Origin of the sequence: Flavobacterium chungbukense (genome assembly GCF_020805785.1) — a bacterium.
Lineage (GTDB): Bacteria > Bacteroidota > Bacteroidia > Flavobacteriales > Flavobacteriaceae > Flavobacterium > Flavobacterium chungbukense.
The window spans coordinates 197,664-216,906 of record NZ_JAJGZV010000005.1 but is presented as its reverse complement, the minus strand read 5'-3'; the positions used below and the strand labels follow the sequence as shown (position 1 = coordinate 216,906).

Annotated in this window: 16 protein-coding genes and 2 tRNA genes; 7 read left to right on the top strand and 11 right to left on the bottom strand. The window is 32.5% G+C overall.

Translation table 11 applies throughout. The features are described from left to right. Positions 1-17 precede the first annotated feature (17 nt). Together nusA and rimP are read right to left on the bottom strand one after the other, a co-directional pair. Positions 18-1,271 carry a transcription termination factor NusA gene (nusA, locus tag LL966_RS16390; protein ID WP_223707140.1) on the bottom strand — a complete coding sequence of 418 codons (1,254 nt, stop codon included), beginning with the start codon at positions 1,269-1,271 and terminating at the stop codon, positions 18-20. A 19-nt stretch (positions 1,272-1,290) separates the two neighbouring features. Continuing rightward, positions 1,291-1,755 carry a ribosome assembly cofactor RimP gene (gene rimP / locus LL966_RS16385; RefSeq protein ID WP_229354743.1) on the bottom strand — a complete coding sequence of 155 codons (465 nt, stop codon included), beginning with the start codon at positions 1,753-1,755 and terminating at the stop codon, positions 1,291-1,293. A 171-nt stretch (positions 1,756-1,926) separates the two neighbouring features. Here rimP and LL966_RS16380 point away from each other — a divergent pair, with 171 nt between their 5' ends. The 3 genes from LL966_RS16380 to LL966_RS16370 all read left to right on the top strand — a co-directional run bounded on the left by LL966_RS16380 (position 1,927) and on the right by LL966_RS16370 (position 5,216). Next, positions 1,927-2,751, top strand: a complete 825-nt coding sequence (locus tag LL966_RS16380; protein ID WP_229354742.1) for a universal stress protein — start codon at positions 1,927-1,929, stop codon at positions 2,749-2,751. Between the two features lie 175 nt (positions 2,752-2,926). Further along, positions 2,927-4,348 carry an aldehyde dehydrogenase family protein gene (locus LL966_RS16375; protein ID WP_229354741.1) on the top strand — a complete coding sequence of 474 codons (1,422 nt, stop codon included), beginning with the start codon at positions 2,927-2,929 and terminating at the stop codon, positions 4,346-4,348. A 61-nt stretch (positions 4,349-4,409) separates the two neighbouring features. Then, positions 4,410-5,216, top strand: coding sequence for an AraC family transcriptional regulator (locus LL966_RS16370; RefSeq protein WP_229354740.1), 807 nt, complete (start codon positions 4,410-4,412; stop codon positions 5,214-5,216). 71 nt (positions 5,217-5,287) lie between these two features. Here the strand turns inward: LL966_RS16370 and LL966_RS16365 are convergent. Together LL966_RS16365 and LL966_RS16360 are read right to left on the bottom strand one after the other, a co-directional pair. Further along, positions 5,288-5,358, bottom strand: a tRNA-Gln gene (locus tag LL966_RS16365). Positions 5,359-5,467: 109 nt separating this feature from the next. After that, positions 5,468-5,538: transfer RNA gene (locus LL966_RS16360), tRNA-Gln, on the bottom strand. A gap of 245 nt (positions 5,539-5,783) precedes the next feature. Here LL966_RS16360 and LL966_RS16355 point away from each other — a divergent pair. Both LL966_RS16355 and LL966_RS16350 read left to right on the top strand, forming a co-directional pair. Continuing rightward, the gene (locus LL966_RS16355; protein ID WP_229354739.1) at positions 5,784-9,062 is read left to right on the top strand and encodes a glycosyltransferase family 117 protein; all 3,279 of its coding nucleotides are present in this window, start codon (positions 5,784-5,786) and stop codon (positions 9,060-9,062) included. A gap of 94 nt (positions 9,063-9,156) precedes the next feature. Continuing rightward, entirely contained in the window at positions 9,157-9,798 is a 642-nt protein-coding gene (locus LL966_RS16350; protein WP_229354738.1) for a polysaccharide deacetylase family protein, read from the top strand. A 21-nt stretch (positions 9,799-9,819) separates the two neighbouring features. On the opposite strand, the gene LL966_RS16345 is transcribed toward LL966_RS16350, so the two are convergent. The 6 genes from LL966_RS16345 to LL966_RS16320 form a co-directional block, all read right to left on the bottom strand. Next, entirely contained in the window at positions 9,820-10,122 is a 303-nt protein-coding gene (locus LL966_RS16345; RefSeq protein ID WP_184157845.1) for a thioredoxin family protein, read from the bottom strand. A gap of 73 nt (positions 10,123-10,195) precedes the next feature. Next, positions 10,196-11,431 (bottom strand): metallophosphoesterase, encoded by a 1,236-nt coding sequence (locus tag LL966_RS16340; protein WP_229354736.1) that lies wholly within the window; start codon positions 11,429-11,431, stop codon positions 10,196-10,198. A 162-nt stretch (positions 11,432-11,593) separates the two neighbouring features. Continuing rightward, complete coding sequence (locus LL966_RS16335; RefSeq protein ID WP_229354734.1) at positions 11,594-11,782, bottom strand: hypothetical protein; 189 nt, start codon at positions 11,780-11,782, stop codon at positions 11,594-11,596. Between the two features lie 99 nt (positions 11,783-11,881). Next, positions 11,882-13,216 (bottom strand): sensor histidine kinase, encoded by a 1,335-nt coding sequence (locus LL966_RS16330; protein ID WP_229354732.1) that lies wholly within the window; start codon positions 13,214-13,216, stop codon positions 11,882-11,884. A gap of 9 nt (positions 13,217-13,225) precedes the next feature. Next, entirely contained in the window at positions 13,226-13,900 is a 675-nt protein-coding gene (locus LL966_RS16325) for a response regulator transcription factor (RefSeq protein ID WP_229354731.1), read from the bottom strand. A gap of 182 nt (positions 13,901-14,082) precedes the next feature. Next, on the bottom strand, positions 14,083-14,292 hold the full coding sequence (locus LL966_RS16320) for a hypothetical protein (RefSeq protein WP_229354730.1): 210 nt from the start codon (positions 14,290-14,292) through the stop codon (positions 14,083-14,085). 302 nt (positions 14,293-14,594) lie between these two features. Here LL966_RS16320 and polA point away from each other — a divergent pair, with 302 nt between their 5' ends. Continuing rightward, the gene (gene polA, locus LL966_RS16315) at positions 14,595-17,444 is read left to right on the top strand and encodes a DNA polymerase I (RefSeq protein ID WP_229354729.1); all 2,850 of its coding nucleotides are present in this window, start codon (positions 14,595-14,597) and stop codon (positions 17,442-17,444) included. A gap of 68 nt (positions 17,445-17,512) precedes the next feature. Continuing rightward, a complete protein-coding gene (locus tag LL966_RS16310; RefSeq protein ID WP_229354728.1) occupies positions 17,513-18,022 on the top strand; it encodes a hypothetical protein in 510 nt (169 codons plus the stop codon). A 54-nt stretch (positions 18,023-18,076) separates the two neighbouring features. On the opposite strand, the gene LL966_RS16305 is transcribed toward LL966_RS16310, so the two are convergent. After that, positions 18,077-19,102: a LacI family DNA-binding transcriptional regulator gene (locus LL966_RS16305; protein WP_229354727.1), complete on the bottom strand. Its 1,026-nt coding sequence runs from the start codon at positions 19,100-19,102 to the stop codon at positions 18,077-18,079. Between the last annotated feature and the right edge of the window lie 141 nt (positions 19,103-19,243).

Genomic DNA, 19,243 nt, shown 5'->3' with positions numbered 1-19,243 from the left:
AAATGTTCAGCTATTGCCTAACTATCGAACTCTTCTTTTAGTATTTTCATAACGTCTAGAATAGTTTCCTCTTCTAAATCTGTTCTTCTTACTAAATCTTCTACGTCGTGTTTCAAAATACTTTTAGCAGTATCCAAACCTATCTTAGCAAACTCTTCAATTACCCATTCTTCAATTTCATCTGAAAACTCTGTTAATTCAACATCATCTTCATCTGCAACTGTACCTGCAACATCTCCTTCACGGATTACATCTAATTCATAACCTGTCAATTGACCTGCTAATTTAATATTATGACCTCCTCTACCGATTGCTTTAGAAACTTCTTCCAATTTCAAGAAAACTTCAGCTCTTTTGTTTTCTTCATCAATTTTAATAGAAGAAACTTTTGCAGGACTTAATGCTCTTGTAATAAACAATTGAATATTGTTTGTATAATTGATTACGTCAATATTTTCATTCCCCAATTCTCGAACAATTCCGTGAATACGAGAACCTTTCATTCCAACGCAAGCGCCAACTGGATCAATTCTATCATCATAAGAATCTACAGCTACTTTTGCTTTTTCTCCAGGAATACGAACTACATTTTTTACTGTAATTAATCCGTCGAAAACTTCTGGAATTTCTTGCTCAAACAATTTCTCTAAAAACTTCTCTGAAGTTCTAGACATAATGATTTGAGGTTTATTTCCTTTTAATTCTACACTTTCAATAATTCCACGAACATTGTCTCCTTTACGGAAAAAGTCAGATGGAATTTGTTTTTCTTTCGGAAGTACAATTTCATTTCCTTCGTCATCAACCAAGATTACTACTCTTGGACGCACGTGATGTACTTCTGCAGTATAGATATCACCAATAATATCTTTAAATTGCTTGTAAAGATTAGTATTATCGTGTTCGTGAATTTTAGATATTAAGTTTTGACGAAGTGCCAAAATAGCTCGTCTTCCTAAATCAATCAATTTAACTTCTTCAGAAACTTCTTCGCCAATTTCAAAATCCGCTTCGATCATTCTTGCTTCCGTCAAGGTAATTTCTTCGTTTTCAAAATCAAGATCTTCATCAGCAACGATTACTCTTCTTCTCCATATCTCCATATCTCCTTTATCAGGATTTATAATAATATCGAAGTTATCATCAGATCCGTATTTTTTCTTCAATGCATTTCTAAACACATCCTCTAAAATTGCCATAAGCGTTACACGATCAATAAGTTTATTATCTTTAAACTCTGAGAATGAATCGATTAATGCTAAATTTTCCATGCGAATTCTTTAATTAAAATTAAAATGTTACTGTAACAACTGCCTCTTTAATTTCTGTATAAGGTATTTGTTGCTCCTTTTGAACTGTTTCTTTTCCTTTTCCTACTTTTTTCGGTTCCCTTGCTTTCCAAGACAAAATTATAAAAACATCGTTAGCTTCTATCAATTCTGCTTCAATTTTTTCAGTATTTGTAGTAACAATCAGCGTTCTACCAATATTTTTCTTATATTGTCTTATCAATTTCAAAGGCGATCCTACTCCTACTGACGCTACTTCAAGCGAAAAATCCTGTTCTTCACGATCAAGATTATTCTCGATTGCACGACTAATATCAATGCAATCCTGCAGTGCCACTCCATTATCTCCGTCTAAACCAACACTAATTTTAAAAGAATCCGAAACCGCTAAATCAATCAAAAAGACTGATGGCTTTTCCAGAAGAGCTTCTGTAATTAATCCGTTTACTTTTTCTTTGAATGTCATAATTTTATAAAAAGAGGGGACACTTAGTCCCCTCATTATTTAGATTTTAATAAATAACTGTGCAAATATAGTGTTTTTTTTATAAATCAAATAAATTGATTGCTCTAAAAATATTTCTTACCTTTATAAGAGCATTAAAACAGAGAATTATTCATATTTAACTTCAAAATTATGAAACGAATTTTAGTACCTACCGATTTCTCAGAACATGCAGAAGACGCTTTAAAAGTCGCCTCTCAAATCGCAAAAAAAAATAATTCCGAAATTATCATTCTGCATATGCTTGAACTACCGCATCAGTCAAATGACGCGATAATGGGCGGAATCAGCATTCCTGAGAGCATGCTTTTCATGAAGAAAGCAAATGAGATGCTTGACGAAGTTTCTTCAAGATCTTATCTTGACGGAATATCGATTACCGAAGTTGTAAAAATGGACAAGCCAATACACGGCATTACACAAATAAGCAAAGATTACGAAGTCGATCTAATTATAATGGGATCTCACGGATCTTCTGGAATTGAAGAATTATTGATTGGCTCTAACACTGAAAAAGTAGTTCGGAATTCTGAAATTCCCGTTTTAATCATCAAGAAAAACATTTCAAATTTCAATGCTACTAATATTGTTTTTGCATCTGATTTTTCCGAAGAAGCAAAAAAACCTTTTAAAAAACTGCTAAACTTCACCAATTTATTCGAATCAAAACTACACTTAGTAACCATTTGCACACCAAATAGCTTTAAACCCACGCATACCAGCGAAAAAGCAATGCAGGATTTTGTATCTCAATTCAACATTAGCAATTACACCACTCAAATTTACAACGACACTAATATTGAAAAAGGAATTATTAATTTTTCTAATAAAATAAATGCCGACATCATCGGAATGTGTACGCACGGCAGAACAGGTTTTGCACACTTTTTTAACGGAAGTATAAGCGAAGGATTGGTCAATCATGCAGTCAAACCTGTAATCACTTTAAAAATATAAAAAGCATGAACTTTCAAAAACAATAAAAAGCTTCTCAACCGAGAGGCTTTTTTTTTATTTACAAATTAACTTTTTAAAGATTAAAATGAGATAATTAAAAATGAGCTTTCCAACAAAATAGCCAAGCCTATTATTAAAGAAATTTGTCAAATAAAAATTCATTAAATCACACAACATGAAAACAATAGACAAAATCTACATTAATGGAGAATTCGTTTCTCCAAAAGGAACAGAATATTTCAACCTTATTAGCCCAACAACAAATGAAAAGCTTGGAGAGGTTATTTTAGGAAATACCGAAGACACGCAAAACGCAATCGACGCTGCTAAAACCGCTTTTAAAACCTTTTCAAAAACAACAGCAAGCGAAAGAATTCAATATCTTGAAAACATTAAAATCGAAATTGAAAAAAGAAAAAGTGAATTTATTGATATTGTAGTAGAGGAATACGGAGGAACATTTCAATTTGCCTCCAACAGCTTTACTTATATGCAAAAGAGTTTTGACTCTGCTATTAATCTTCTAAAGAATTACGAATTTACTAAAACAATGGGAGAATCTGAAGTTCAAATGGCTCCAATTGGAGTTGTCGGAATTATCATTCCTTGGAATTCAAGCAATGGTTTTATTTGCAGCAAATTATCAACAGCAATCGCAGCAGGATGCACAGTTGTTATAAAGCCGAGTGAAATGAGCGCTCAGCAAACACAATTAATAACAGAATGTCTGCATGAAGCAAAACTGCCTAAAGGCGTTTTTAACATAGTAAACGGATTAGGCGAAGTAGTCGGCAACGAAATAAGCCGCAATCCAGACATTGCTAAAATCTCTTTTACAGGATCTACATCCGTTGGAAAAATCATTGCCAAAGAGGCTGTAAACACAATGAAACGCGTTACACTTGAGCTTGGCGGAAAATCTCCGAACATTATCCTAGATGACGCCGATTTCTCTAAAGCAATTCCACTAGCTGTAATCGCCGCCTATATGAACAGCGGACAAGCGTGCATTGCCGGAACTAGATTGTTAATTCCAGAAAGCAAATTAGAGGAAACCAAACTTATTATTAAAGAAGTAATTTCAAATACAATTGTAGGAGACCCTAAAAATCCAAATACAGCCGTTGGACCAATGGTAAGCGAAAAACAATTTAATCGTGTTCAGGATTATATTCAAATCGGAATTAATGAAGGCGCAGAAATTTTAACTGGCGGATTAGGAAAACCCGAAGGACTAGAAAAAGGAAATTTTGTAAAACCAACTGTTTTTATTCACGTAAACAATAAAATGCGAATTGCTCAAGAAGAAATATTCGGCCCTGTTTTATCCATCATCACTTACAAAACAGAAGAAGATGCAATTGAAATTGCCAACGACACCAATTACGGATTACAAGCATACATAAGTTCATCTGACCCTAAACGAGCTCAACGTGTTGCTTCTCAAATTAACGCAGGCAGAGTTCAAATAAATGGAATAAGTCACGACCCAATGGCTCCTTTTGGAGGGTTCAAACAATCAGGAATCGGCCGTGAATTTGGAATATTAGGCCTTGAAGCCTATTTAGAACCTAGAGCTCTAATTCAACAAAAATAATTTACAGATCCGGACGTCTTACATTAAAAAGATTATCCGGATCTTTTAGTAACTTTACAATATGAATCCAAAAACGAATATAAAACCAAAGATTCTTTACTCCTGTTATTATTCACGTAGTCGTGAAGGTGAACATTTTATACCTGAGCACGTTTTCAGCTATCAGATTTCTGGCGAAATGATTGCTTCAGACAACAAAAACACTTTTCATTCCAAACCAGGAGATTTTCGTTTCAGCAGAAGAAATCATTTGGCAAAATTTATCAAAATTCCACCCGAAGGAGGAGAATTCAAAACGATTTCTCTTTTTTTAGACCAAGAAATTTTACGAGAAATCAGCAAAGAATATAGTTACACAGCCACCAAAAAGGTAAATTCCGAAGCCATGTTTTCATTAGCTCCAAATCTGCTTTACCAATCTTTCATGGAATCGCTATTATCGTATCTTGAAGTTGAAGAAGAAAGCAACGAAACTTTATTCAATTTAAAAATTAAAGAAGCCGTCCATCTTTTATTAAAAGTCAATCCTGAATTAAAAGATATCTTATTCGATTTTAACGAACCTGGAAAAATTGATCTGGAAGCATTTATGAATAAAAATTTTCATTTCAACGTACAAATGCAACGATTTGCTTACTTGACCGGAAGAAGTTTAGCGACGTTTAAAAGAGATTTTCAAAAAATTTTCCAAGAAACCCCTGGAAAATGGTTGCTAAATAAAAGATTGCAAGAAGCATATTACTTAATCAGTCAAGGCAAATTACCTTCAGAAGTATATATTGGAGTTGGCTTTGAAGACTTGTCTCATTTCTCTTTTACTTTTAAAAAGAAATTCGGAATTGCACCTTCTTCTTTAAAACACAAATAAAAAACACCAGATTCTAAATCCTAATTTTACCGCATAAAAAAAAGCCTCTCATTTCCGAGAGGCTTTTTATGTTGGTCTACTAGGACTCGAACCTAGAAAGACTGCACCAAAAACAGTTGTGTTACCATTACACCATAGACCAGCAGTGCTGTTAAGCGGGTGCAAAATTATAACTTTATTTAGTTTACGCAAACTTTTTAAACATTTTTTTTGCATAAAAAAAGCCTCTCATTTCTGAGAGGCTTTTTATGTTGGTCTACTAGGACTCGAACCTAGAAAGACTGCACCAAAAACAGTTGTGTTACCATTACACCATAGACCAGCAGTGCTGTTAAGCGAGTGCAAATTTAAGGCTTTATTTAGTTTGTGCAAACTTTTTAGCTAAAAAAAATATTTTTTTTAGCTTTTTTTTACTTTAAAATTCCCTTCATCATTCAAAACACTTCATATACAACAAATTACTATCTCCTGATAGTTTTATAGATTTTTTTGTTAATGCTCGATTCTTTACATAAAAAAACATTTTCTTTGTAGGATAGAAAACATTCAAATTTTTAACACCTAAATATGGCACAATTCAATTTCAATAAATGGAATACAATTATTGGTTGGTTTGCATTTGCAATCGCTTTAATTACTTACACTTTAACAGTTGAACCTACAATGAGTTTTTGGGATTGCGGAGAATATATTGCTACCGCAGCTAAACTTGAAGTTGGTCACCCACCAGGAGCTCCACTTTTTCAAATGATGGGCGCATTTTTCGCAATGTTTGCAATAGATGCTCAGCATGTTGCTCTAATGGTTAACATGATGTCTGTTTTCTCTAGCGCATTTACTATATTATTTATGTTCTGGTCTTCTTCTATGATCTTAAAAAAGATTGTGGCTCGTTTTGCAGAGATTGACCAAAACAATTCAATTGTTATTTTAGGAAGCTCTTTTGTAGGAGCACTAGCTTATACATTTTCTGACAGTTTCTGGTTTAATGCAGTTGAAGCCGAAGTTTATGCAATGGCATCATTATTAATTGCATTGCTTTTCTGGCTTGGTTTACGCTGGGAACAAGATATGGATAAACCGAAAGGAAACAAATGGTTGTTAATCATTTCACTCGTTGTTGGTCTTTCTTTTGGAGTTCACTTTATGGCTCTTCTAACAATTCCTTCAATTGGATTTCTATACTATTTTAAACACTACGAAAAAGTTACTATTAAAAATTTCCTTATTGCCAACGTAGTTGTTATTGGAATTTTGTTATTTATTTTCAAATTACTTCTTCCACTAACTATGGCATTTTTCGGAAAAACTGAAATTTTCATGGTAAACAGTATGGGACTTCCATTTAACTCAGGAACTATATTTGTTGCACTATTATTTATTGCCTTTTTCTATTTCGGATTAAAATATACTAAACAAAAAGGTTTAATATTTTACAACACCATAATCTTATGTGTATTATTCATTTTAATTGGTTTCTCAACTTGGATAATGCTTCCTGTTCGTGCTAATGCCAATACAGTAATTAACGAAAATAAACCTTCTGATGCTACCGAGGTTCTTGCTTATTACAATCGTGAACAATATGGCGTGAACCCTTTGTTTTATGGACCGCAATACACTGAAGTTTTCGCTGGACTTGACGCAAAAAATCCTTACTCGGATAAAAAACCCAACTACGAGAGAGATTATAAAACAGGTAAATATATTATTACCAACAATTATAAAAATGCGGAACAAAATTCTGATGACAATCAGAAAACAGTTCTTCCTAGAATGTGGAGTACCGAAACACCACACATTCAAAACTATATCAACTTTACAAATCCTCCTAAATTCCGAATCAACCCAAATTACGATTATGATGACGATTTGGCAAAATACGGAATCGATGCGAGCCAACTGAGTGAAGATGAATACAACAAAGCTACCGCTCAATTACGCAACGAAGTTGAAAAAACGATTTCTGAATTCAGAAAAGCCTACGCACAAAAACAAATTGACAACGAGGGCTATGTTAAATTCTTAAGAAGTTACGGTCAATATTTACTTATTGAAAAACCTTCTGTTGCTGACAATTTTAGTTTTATGTTTGAATATCAATTCGGATACATGTACTGGAGATATTTAATGTGGAACTTTGTTGGTCGTCAAAATGATATTCAGGGTAAATATGACAACTTGGATGGAAACTGGATCAGCGGTATTAAAGCTTTAGATTCTATTCATTTAGGTTCTCAAGACAACTTACCTTCAGATGTATTAAACAATAAAGGAAGAAATGCTTATTATTTCCTTCCATTTATATTAGGTTTAATTGGTTTAATGTATCATGCAAATAAAGATTTGAAAAGCTTCTATGTGCTTTTAGCTTTATTTTTATTTACAGGAATTGCGCTAAAAATATACCTAAACGAAAGACCTTTTGAACCTCGTGAAAGAGATTACGCCCTTGTAGGTTCGTTTTACGTCTTTGCGATTTGGATCGGATTTGGAGTTTATTCGCTCTATGAAAGTATTCAAAAATATCTGGCACCTAAAATTGCGGGACCAGTTATTATTGCAGGAAGTTTACTTGCTGCTCCTATTTTAATGGCCTCTCAAAACTGGGACGATCACGATAGATCTGGCAGATACACAGCAGTTGCAATGGCAAAAGCTTATTTAAGTTCTTGTGACAAAGATGCCATTTTATTTACAATCGGAGATAATGACACCTTCCCTCTTTGGTATGCGCAAGAAATTGAGCATTTTAGAACAGACGTTAAGATTGTAAACACTAGTTTGTTCATGACAGATTGGTACATTGATCAAATGAAAGCTAAATCATACGAATCTAACCCGCTTCCTATTTCTTTTGAGCACAAACAATACGTAGGAGACAACTTAGATTATACAGCTTACATTCAAAAAATTGATACCCGTTGGAATATTAAGGATTTCATTGATTTTATTAAAAATCCTAAATCAACTGTCGGATTGCAAAATGGGCAAACAATTCATTTTTACCCAACAAATAAAATCAGAGTGAATGTTGACAAAAACGCTATCATTCAGAATAAAATTGTTAATCCTAAATACAATGATTCTATTGTTCCTTATTTAGATATTGACATTAAAGGAAGTGCTTTATACAAAAACCGTTTGATGATGCTAGATATCTTAGCTAATAATAATTGGAAAAGACCAATTTACTTTAGTGGAGGCGCATTTGATGACGAAGATTATTTATGGCTGAAAGACTATTTACAATTGGATGGAATGGTTTACAAACTAGTTCCTGTAAAAACTACTCCTTCTAAAGATGGAGGTCCATTAGATATGGGACAAATTGATTCAGAAAAAATGTATGATATTGTAATGAAATGGGATTGGGGAAATAGTAATGGAAACATCTATCATGATCCTGAAACAAGAAGAAACAGCATTACCTACCGTACTAATCTTTCTAGATTAATGAATCAGCTTATTGCTGAAGGCAAAATTGATAAAGCTAAAAAAGTAATTAATTTAGCAATGACAAAACTGCCTTTAGAAAAGTATGGCTATTATTCTTTGGTTGAACCTTTTGCTGGTGGCTACTACAAAGTTGGAGAAACTGCGAAAGCACAAGACCTATTAAATAAATTAGTTGAAAAGTATAAAGAAAACCTAAACTATTACAGCACATTAACTCCTTCTGATCAATCTGATCTTGCAATTGATATCATTACAGATATTGAGCGCTACAGAAGTTTATTGCATGTAATGCAGGAAAACAAAGACAATGCTTTTTACGCTAAACATAAAACAACTTTTAATACGTATGTAAATATTTTTGAACGTTTTGGGCGTGAAAAAGAATAATATACGAAATTTTTAACAATTAAAAAAATGCAGCACTGTTTGATAAATAGCGCTGCATTTTTTAATTTTATACAACAATTAAATTCCACTCCAGATGAGCTTTTATTGGGTAAAAACAAATTCATTCATTAAAAGGGTATTTTCTAAATATTGCTGGGACATTCCCAACAATGAAAAGAAAATATACTTAACCTTTGATGATGGCCCAACTCCAGAAATCACAGATTGGGTTTTATCTGAATTGAAAAAATTTGATGCAAAAGCTACTTTTTTTTGCATCGGAAAAAACATTAAAGCCAATCTTGCCTTATTCGAAAAACTAATTACAGAAGGGCATTCTATTGGCAATCATACGATGAACCATGTAAATGGATGGAAAATCCATACTAACGATTATATTGAAAACGTAAAAAACTGCGCAGAAGTTCTAGACGAACAAGAAAAAGCGCCACGCCGTTTATTATTTCGTCCTCCTTACGGAAAAATCAAAAAAGCACAATCTAAAGTTCTAAGAAAATTAGGCTATAAAATAGTAATGTGGGATGTTTTGAGCGCCGATTTCGACCAAAGCATTACTCCTGAAAAATGTCTGGAAAACGTAACCAAAAATGTAAAATCAGGCAGTGTAATTGTTTTTCATGATAGCATCAAGGCATCTCCAAATTTGAGATTTGCTTTACCAAGAACACTTCATTTTTTAAAAGAAAACGGATATAAGTTTGACATTATTCATTAAATAACATCAATAAGAAGTTATTTAAACGTTGAATTGGTCTTGAACAATTCCTATTATTGTATTCGCATCTAGTTCTCCAGATTGTCTCCAGATCATTTGCCCATCTTTATAAATCATTAAAGTTGGAAGTCCTTTTATGCGAAGTGCTTCTGCTAGTTCCTGATTTTTATCTACATCAATTTTGATTACTTTGGCTTTATCGCCAAGCGCAGCCGCAACATCCTTAATTACAGGATGCATTGAAACTGAAGATTCATTCCAATCGGTGTAAAAATCAATTAACACTGGAACTTGAGCATTTATTAGTTCTCCGAATTTTGACATAAAACCAAAAAATTTAAGTTTTTAAATCTATTAATAGAATTAAATATAATACAAATTTAGCATTTTTAACGAATTAAGCGACATTACGGCCTTTTTTTAGTTCAATCACTGTTATTTCAGGCATAATTCCAACTCGTCCAGGATAGGCATGAAAACCAAATCCGCGATTAACATAAACGTATCTTCCGAGATTTTCGTACAAGCCTGCCCATTGTTTATAGATATATTGTGCTAGACTCCATTTGAAATATCCTGGAATTTCAATTCCAAACTGCATACCGTGTGTATGACCCGCGAAAGTTAGATGGAAATTCTTTGGATGTTCTTTAATTTCGGCATCCCAATGACTTGGATCGTGGCTCATCAAAATTTTAAAATCGTCTTGATGCACATTTTCTGAAGCTTTATTTAAATCTCCAGCTTTCTTAAAATTCACACCCCAATTCTCTACTCCAATCAGCGCAATTTTATCATCACCTTTCTGAATATAAGTATGTTCATTCAGCATGAGCTTGAAATCAATCTGACCGTAAAGTTTTTTTATTTCTTGAAAATTTTCATCTTTTTCTTTTTCAGAAGGCCATGTTACATATTCGCCATAATCGTGATTGCCTAAAACTGCAAACTTTCCATACTTGTACTCTTTTATTCTATTAAAAGTCTCCAACCAAGGATGCATTTCTTTTGCATGTGTATTTACAATATCTCCAGTAAACAAAATCAAATCTGATTCTTGTTGATTTATTAGGTCAATCGCATAATTTATTTTCTCTGGATTATCAAAACTTCCACTGTGAACATCCGAAATCTGAGTGATTTTAAAACCATCAAAGGCATCTGGCAGATCTGGAAAAAATATAGTTTGTTTGATTACTTTAAAATTATATTTTCCTTCAAGGATTCCGTAAATTATAGATAAAAAAGGAATTGCCGCTAAGCCTAATGCAATCTGACTTACAAATTTTCGCCTATCAGGCATCATTTCTTTTCGAGGAGCATTGTAAACAAAATAGTTCAAGATACTAGCTCCGATTCTAAAAATATCTTCTCCGAACATTACCAAAGTAAGTACAATTTTTGGCACATATATTAACAACATTAAACCTGTTGTAAACATAAATTGTCTAGTTTGTCCAACGGAACGATCTACTTGAGAAAAAGAATATATGATAAACAATAAAAGCAAGAAACTTATTACTTGGTAGCTAACCAAAACCCATCTCACTTTAATTAAAGTTCGAAAAGCTTGATAAGAATAGAACTCAATAAATAGAAAAAGAGCGCATAGAATTACAAAACGAAGGATCATTTGTTATAGTTTTAAACAAAAGTAGCAAAGAATAAAAATCCTATCGCTTATTATTATAAAAAATTTAACGCTATTAAATAGAAAAAGCTGAAAGATGGCTCTTTCAGCTTTTTTCCTACCAACCTTTTTAAAACTATTTAATCTTCAACATGTAATGTTGTTTTATTTTGCTTTAGGCGCTTCTGCTTTTACAGCTTCTGCTTTTTTCTCTCCTTTAGCTTTTTTGTTTCCTTTTTTATCGTGTTTAGCGACTTTTACTTCTTTTGTTGGTGTTGCAGCTGGAGCTGTTTGTGCATTTACCATTGAGAAAGTTCCTAATACTGCTACTGCTAAAATTGCTAATTTTTTCATGACTTTAAATTTTATGATTATTATTATTTCATTATTTATAAGTCAAAGATATAATCGTAAAATGAAGACAAAATGAAGAAAAAGTCTTACAGGAAATTTTTAACTTTTAATTGGCTTTTGAAACCACAATCCAAAAGAAGTTCCTTTACCTAATTCAGACTCTACTGTAATTTCAACATGATGAAAAGAAGCAATACTTTGAGCAATAGCAAGTCCTAACCCCTGCCCTTCTTGATCTGAACTAATTCTAGCAAATCTGCTAAATATTTTTTCCAATTGAGATTCGTCCATTCCAATTCCAGAATCTTTTACCAAAATAAAATAATGATCTGTTGTAAAACCATCTTCAACGATAATACTTCCATTTGGCTTATTATATTTTATGGCATTTGTAACTAGATTATAAATAAGAATATGAATTAAAGTTTTGTTTCCTAAAAAGGCAAAACTGTTTTGCATTTTATTTACAAACTCAATTTCTCTGTCGTCAATACGATCCTGAAGATCTTCTTGTAAATCTGAAACGATTTCTTTGAGATTAATTTCCTCATTGGCTTCATATTGATTATTATCTATTCTAGAAATCAACAATAAATTATTAATGATTTTTTTGAGCATATCTAATGTCTTCAATGAACCAGCAATTTTATCGAATGCATTGTCATCTAAAGATTCATTTTGCAATAAATTCTCTAACTTGGTTTTTAGAAGCGCAATCGGCGTTAGAAGTTCATGCGAAACATTAGAGATAAATTGTTTTTCTTTTTTAAAAACTTCCGAGATACGATCCATCATCTGGTTCAAAACAAAATCTAACTCTCTAAAATCTCGAGAAAGCGCTTTTATCGGAGTGTGATCAAATGTTTCGGGTTCGTTTACACGTCTGATTTTTGTATCAATAATTTTATAAAATGGCTTGAGAAGATATTCTATATAAAAGGTATCGGCCAAAAAAGTAATAAACAAGATTACGACAAAAACAATCAGTATGAAGAAACGAATCACAAAAGTCAAATCATTAACTTCAGACAAACTGCTTCCGATTTCAAGTTGATAATATTCGCCTTCGTAAGTAAAATGATGTTGCAAAATTCGATATTCGCTTTCTTCATTTTCAATCTTACGAAACTCATTGGTAAAAGTTGTTTTTTTCTGATGCGGTTTTATCGGAACACGAGATAAAACAAGAAATTCGCTATGAAGGGTTGAAAATTCTGAAAAGGTTTCGGTTGAATCATCAGGATTTTCTATAAAATCATTAATTTCCTCTTGATTTAAATGCTCTATAAATTTCTTCTTTTTTTCGAGAAGACTATTATTAATGTGATGATAAACCACATTTTGAACCAGAATAGGAAGCATCAGCCATAAAATCAAAATCACCAACAATCTTGTCAGTGCATTAAAAATGGCTAATTGATGTTTTATTTTCACAAGAATGTATTATTCATTTATACGATAACCGACATTTCGAACTGTTTCAAACCAATCTATGGGAGCGTGTTTGTCCAACTTTTTTCTAAGATTTCGAACATGAACATCTATAAAATTAGAATCTGAGTTGACTTCTAAAATATCGCCCCAAATATGTTCTGTAAGCTGAAGACGCGTTATTACCCGATTTTTATTCAAAACCAAATATTGAAAAATATCAAATTCTTTTTTGGTCAGATTAATTGGCTGCTCATTAAAACTGACTTTATAATCCTGAAGCTGTAAAACAAAACCATTAATAGAAAGGTTATTTAAAGTAAAACCATGAATTCTTCTGATAACAGCAAATAATCTGGCGCTAAGTTCGGTTAGAGCAAAAGGTTTGGTCAAATAATCATCGGCACCGAGATGCAAACCATTAATTCTGTCGTCTAGTTCGCCTCTTGCCGTTAAGACAATTACTGCCATTTTCGATTTTGTCTTTCTGACCGTTTGTAAAACCTCAAAACCATCGCCGTCCGGAAGCCCTAAATCGAGAAGCATGGCATTATAATCATTGCTGTTGAATTCTTCTAAAGCATCAGCACAAGTATGCGCAATTTTACATACATATCCTGCATTACACAAAAAATCATAAACTTCTAATGCAAGTTCTCGATTATCTTCGACAATTAAAATATTCATAACCAAACGTGTTTAAGCACAATTAAAAGTAATCATTTATAAAAAACCAAATTATGCGTTATTAAAATATTAACGAAAAAAGCTGACAAATTTCTTTATCAGCTTTTAACACCTGCATTCTTTATAATTATCCTTCCTGTTTTGCCTTCATACAATCTTCTGAAAACAAAACAAAAAACATACTATTTATTCATTTTTGCAGTTTCTGTTTTTGGAGCTTCTGCTTTAGCTTCTGTTTTTTCTGCTTTAGCTTTTTTAGAAGATTTGTGTTTAGGATGTTTTGTTGCTTTTACTTCTTTTGTTGCAACTTCTTTTGCTGCTTTCGCTGGAAATGCTTGAACCATTGCACTTGTTCCTAAAACTGCTACTAGTAACATTAATAAATTTCTCATGATTTCTAAGATTTAAGAATTAATAACCTTTTAATTTATATGTCAAAATTAGCTTCACAACATGAAGAAAAAATGAAGAATCCACCAAATAAAAAATTTTAACTTGATATTAACTCTTCTTGTTTTTCTACCATATAAGTTATATAAGTTCATTTAAAAATTCATAGTAAATATTTAGATGCACTGCGGTGCGCCTCTACACTGCGCGTTTGTGCTAAAATGAACTTATATAACTTATATGGTAAAAAAAATTTCTTTTTTGAGCCTCCAATTGTTTATTTTTACACACTAATATTTTTTATATGTCGACTCAAAAACGCCTTTTTCTTCTAGATGCTTATGCATTAATTTTTCGTGGTTATTATGCTTTTATAAAAAACCCGAGAATCAATTCAAAAGGAATGGACACATCTGCAATTATGGGTTTTATGAACTCACTTTTGGATGTTATTAAAAGAGAAAAACCAGATCATTTGGCTGTAGCTTTTGATAAAGAAGGAAGCCAGGTTAGAACCGAAATGTTCGCAGAATATAAAGCCAATCGTGACGCAACGCCAGAGGCTATTAAAATTGCTATTCCCTATATTCAGGAATTATTGAAAGCCATGCATATTCCAATTATTGAAATTGCAGGCTGTGAAGCCGATGATTTGATTGGAACAATCGCTAAACAAGCCGAAAAACAGAATTACAAGGTTTATATGGTAACTCCTGATAAGGATTTTGCCCAATTGGTTTCTGAAAATATATTTATGTACAAACCGGCTCGAATGGGCAATGGAATCGAAATTTGGGGAATTCCTGAAGTTTTGGCAAAATTTGAAGTGGAAAGACCAGAACAAGTAATTGATTTTCTTGGAATGATGGGAGATGCCGTGGATAATATTCCAGGATTACCAGGTGTTGGTGAAGTTACTGCCAAAAAATTCCTGAAAGAATTCGGCACAATGGAAAACCTTTTAGAAAATACCCATTTATTAAAAGGTAAAATGAAAGAGAATATCGAGGCTAATAAAGAAAAAGGTATTTTATCTAAAAAACTAGCCACAATTATCTGTGACTGTGATGTTGTTTTTAATGAAGATGATTATGAACTTTCGCGTCCTGATATCGAAAGAACAGACGCTATTTTTCAAGAATTGGAATTTAGAAGAATGGCAGAACAATTTGATAATTTATTTAAAGTGGGTGGCGGAAATGAACTGGCTTCAACTCCAGAGCAAGATGCAAAACTATACAAAAAACCGCAGCCTAAAAACGAAGACCAATTTGATCTTTTTGGCGGAGGCGGCACTACACTTGATGAAAGTGCCGAAGCAGCAAGAAATTCATTTTACAGTACTTTAGAAAATACAGAGCATTTTTACCAAACAATTCAAGGCGATTTAGGTATTAAAATGCTTTTACAAAATTTAGAAAAACAGACTTCAGTTTGCTTCGATACTGAAACAACAGGAATTGACGCACTTCATGCAGAATTAGTCGGAATGTCTTTCTCTTATGAAAAAGGAAAAGCATTTTATGTTCCGTTTCCGGAAAGTCAGGAAGAAGCTCAAATTTTGATTAATAAATTTGTTCCATTTTTTGAAAATGAAAATATTGAGAAAATCGGACAAAACTTAAAATACGATTTAAAAATTCTTTCTAATTATGGTGTTACTGTAAAAGGAAAACTTTTTGATACCATGATTGCGCACTATTTGATTAATCCAGATATGCGTCATAACATGGATATTTTGGCAGAAACGTATTTAAAATATTCTCCAAAATCTATTGAAACTTTAATTGGCAAAAAAGGAAAAAATCAGCTTTCTATGCGCGATGTTCCTTTAGAAGATATAAAAGAATATGCTGCCGAAGATGCTGATATCACTTTACAATTAAAAGAAATTTTTACCACAGAATTAGACAAAACGGAAACTAAAAAGTTATTTGATGAAATCGAAATTCCATTAGTAAGTGTTTTAGCCGACATGGAAACAGAAGGAATTCGTTTGGATGTAGATTTCTTAAAAGGAATGTCTTCTGAAATGGAAGTTGAAATCAAATCTTTAGAAGAAAAAATATACGAGACTGCTGGTGAGAAATTCAACTTGGCTTCTCCAAAACAATTAGGAGATATATTATTTGACAAACTAAAAATTGGAGGCACAAAACAAAAGAAAACTAAAACCGGTCAATATGCGACTGGAGAAGAAGTTTTAACTTATTTGGCAAATGACAATCCGATTGTAAAACAGATTTTAGATTGGCGTCAAATGGTAAAATTACAAAGTACTTATATTTTGGCTTTACCAGAACAAGTTGATAAAAAGACTTTGCGCGTTCATACCGATTATATGCAAACTGTTGCTGCAACTGGACGTTTGAGTTCTAACAATCCGAACTTGCAGAACATTCCGATTCGTACCGAAAGAGGCCGTCAGATTCGTAAAGCTTTTGTGGCACGCGATGAAAACCATACCTTAATCTCTGCCGATTACTCTCAAATAGAATTGCGAATTATTGCTGCTTTGAGCGGTGAAGAAAATATGATTGCAGCTTTTCAAAATGGAGAAGATATTCACAGAGCAACAGCAGCAAAAGTTTTTGATGTTGCTTTAGAAGAAGTTTCTCGCGAACAAAGAAGTAATGCCAAAACTGTAAACTTTGGAATTATTTATGGTGTTTCTGCTTTTGGATTGAGTAACCAAACTTCTCTTTCAAGAAGCGAAAGTGCCGCTTTAATTGATGCGTATTACAAAACATATCCTCGTCTTAAATCTTATATTTCAGAACAAGTTGATTTTGCTAGAGAAAAAGGTTACGTACAGACTATTTTAGGTCGTCGCCGTTATCTTAAAGATATCAATTCTGCCAATGCGGTTGTAAGAAGTGCCGCAGAGCGAAATGCTGTAAACGCACCAATTCAAGGAAGCGCAGCCGATGTAATTAAAATCGCGATGATTAACATTCATAAAAAACTTCGTGACGAAAACTGGAAATCAAGAATGTTGCTTCAAGTACATGATGAGCTTGTGTTCGATGTTCACAATGATGAACTCGAAAAAATCCAACCGATGATTAAACACGAAATGGAAAATGCATTTAAAATGGCAGTTCCGCTTGAAGTTGAATTAGGTTTAGGGAAAGATTGGTTAGAAGCGCATTAATTTATTTTAGATTTCAGATTTTTGATTTTAGATTTTAGATTTCTAAATAATCTAAACTGTACCTTTTAATGATTAAGAGAACAATCATAATTAAGCTATTTTTTGTTTTACTTACAATGGGAGTTTCTGAATTAGGATATGCCCAAGTAAATGATGAAAACATTAGATTGGAAGTTCTTCGAAAAAACAGAATTGGAAAAGAGTATGTTTTCGGGAAATGGAATGATAAAGGAGGAACTGAAACTTCTTTAACCTATTTAGGTATTTTAAAAACCAACAAAGGAAGAACCTACAAAATCATGAATTATATCTGGACGTGGGGCATGTCATGTAGAAGTACCAGTAGAATATTAGTATTTAATGGCAAAAATCAATATTTAGGAAATTATTACGCTCCAAGAGAAAGTAATTTACCTAAGGAAATTAAAGATCGTATTTTAATCTTTGCTAATAAAGATCACGAATGCGACAAAAAGATTATTTCAAAAATTAGTTTCAAAAATGGATTGCCGAAAGAAATTTACGTCGCATGCAAAAATGTTTATGGAGACAATCTCGTATTTGATGGAACAAATTAACAACTGCAAATCTATTTTCATAAAAAAAACCATCAGCTGATGGTTTTTTTATTTTTATTTTTTTCGAGTCGATTCTCTTTCTTTCAATTTTGTCTTGATGACGATTGTTTCATATTCAGAAACTGTTCCTTCTGGCTCTTCTAATCTTTCGATTAATCTTTTCGCCGCTACTTCTCCAATTTCAACTCCGTGCTGACTTACGGTTGTCAAACTTGGCGATAAACGTCTTGAAGCTAAAATTCCGTCAGCAAAACCAATAATTGAGATATCTTCTGGAACTCTGTATCCTTTTTTCAAACTTACTCTTAGAGCGGCAACTGAATCATTTTCATCCAAAGCAAAAATTCCGTCAATTTTATGATCAAAAATGCCTTCGATTTTAGCTTTCATATCTTCTTCAGAATCGGTACGAAGAATAATTTTTTCGTTAACCGGAATATTATTGTCTTTTAAAGCTTTCAAATAGCCTTCTGTTCTTAATCTTCCAACACTTATATTATCTACAGAAGAAATCAACGCAATATTTTTACATCCTAAATCAATTAAATGCTGTGTTGAGTTTAAAGCCGAATCAAAATCATCTACTACAACTTTATCACAATCCACTTCATCAGCAATGCGATCAAACATTACAATTGGCGTTCCATCATTAATAATTTCAGAAAAATGATTGTAATCTTGAAGTTTTTGCGCTTCTTGCGAAACAGACAAAATGAAGCCATCAATTGTTCCGTTACTTAGCATTTCTAAAGTATGAACTTCTTTCTCTAAAGATTCATTCGAAATACACGTAATTACATTGTATCCTTTTTTATCGGCAACTTTCTCAATACCGCTAAAAACTTTCGCGAAGAATGAATTCAAAATATTAGGAATAATTACGCCGATCGTTTTTGTTTTACGATTTTTTAAATTCAAACCAATAACATTCGGCTTATAATTTTTGAGTTTGGCATACTCCTTAATCTTAACCTTTGTTTGCTCACTAATTTCCGGACTGTCATTCAGCGCTTTAGATACTGTTGATACCGAAACTCCTAGTTCTTTGGCAATTTGTTTTAGAGTTGCTTTAGCTTTCATCTATAAAAGTTTATGTAATTAATACAAATATAGTAGAATTACCGAAAATACAACAAAAAACAACTAGCAGTATTTCAAATTATACCATTTATTCGAAATAATATTAAAAAAGCAGATTTTTCTGAAACCGTATCTCCTAAA

Coding starts and splice junctions, on each gene's coding strand:
- nusA (WP_223707140.1), bottom strand. CDS start 1,271: ATGGAAAATTTAGCATTAATCGATTCATTCTCAGAGTTTAAAGATAAT.
- rimP (WP_229354743.1), bottom strand. CDS start 1,755: ATGACATTCAAAGAAAAAGTAAACGGATTAATTACAGAAGCTCTTCTG.
- LL966_RS16380 (WP_229354742.1), top strand. CDS start 1,927: ATGAAACGAATTTTAGTACCTACCGATTTCTCAGAACATGCAGAAGAC.
- LL966_RS16375 (WP_229354741.1), top strand. CDS start 2,927: ATGAAAACAATAGACAAAATCTACATTAATGGAGAATTCGTTTCTCCA.
- LL966_RS16370 (WP_229354740.1), top strand. CDS start 4,410: ATGAATCCAAAAACGAATATAAAACCAAAGATTCTTTACTCCTGTTAT.
- LL966_RS16355 (WP_229354739.1), top strand. CDS start 5,784: ATGGCACAATTCAATTTCAATAAATGGAATACAATTATTGGTTGGTTT.
- LL966_RS16350 (WP_229354738.1), top strand. CDS start 9,157: ATGAGCTTTTATTGGGTAAAAACAAATTCATTCATTAAAAGGGTATTT.
- LL966_RS16345 (WP_184157845.1), bottom strand. CDS start 10,122: ATGTCAAAATTCGGAGAACTAATAAATGCTCAAGTTCCAGTGTTAATT.
- LL966_RS16340 (WP_229354736.1), bottom strand. CDS start 11,431: ATGATCCTTCGTTTTGTAATTCTATGCGCTCTTTTTCTATTTATTGAG.
- LL966_RS16335 (WP_229354734.1), bottom strand. CDS start 11,782: ATGAAAAAATTAGCAATTTTAGCAGTAGCAGTATTAGGAACTTTCTCA.
- LL966_RS16325 (WP_229354731.1), bottom strand. CDS start 13,900: ATGAATATTTTAATTGTCGAAGATAATCGAGAACTTGCATTAGAAGTT.
- LL966_RS16320 (WP_229354730.1), bottom strand. CDS start 14,292: ATGAGAAATTTATTAATGTTACTAGTAGCAGTTTTAGGAACAAGTGCA.
- polA (WP_229354729.1), top strand. CDS start 14,595: ATGTCGACTCAAAAACGCCTTTTTCTTCTAGATGCTTATGCATTAATT.
- LL966_RS16310 (WP_229354728.1), top strand. CDS start 17,513: ATGATTAAGAGAACAATCATAATTAAGCTATTTTTTGTTTTACTTACA.
- LL966_RS16305 (WP_229354727.1), bottom strand. CDS start 19,102: ATGAAAGCTAAAGCAACTCTAAAACAAATTGCCAAAGAACTAGGAGTT.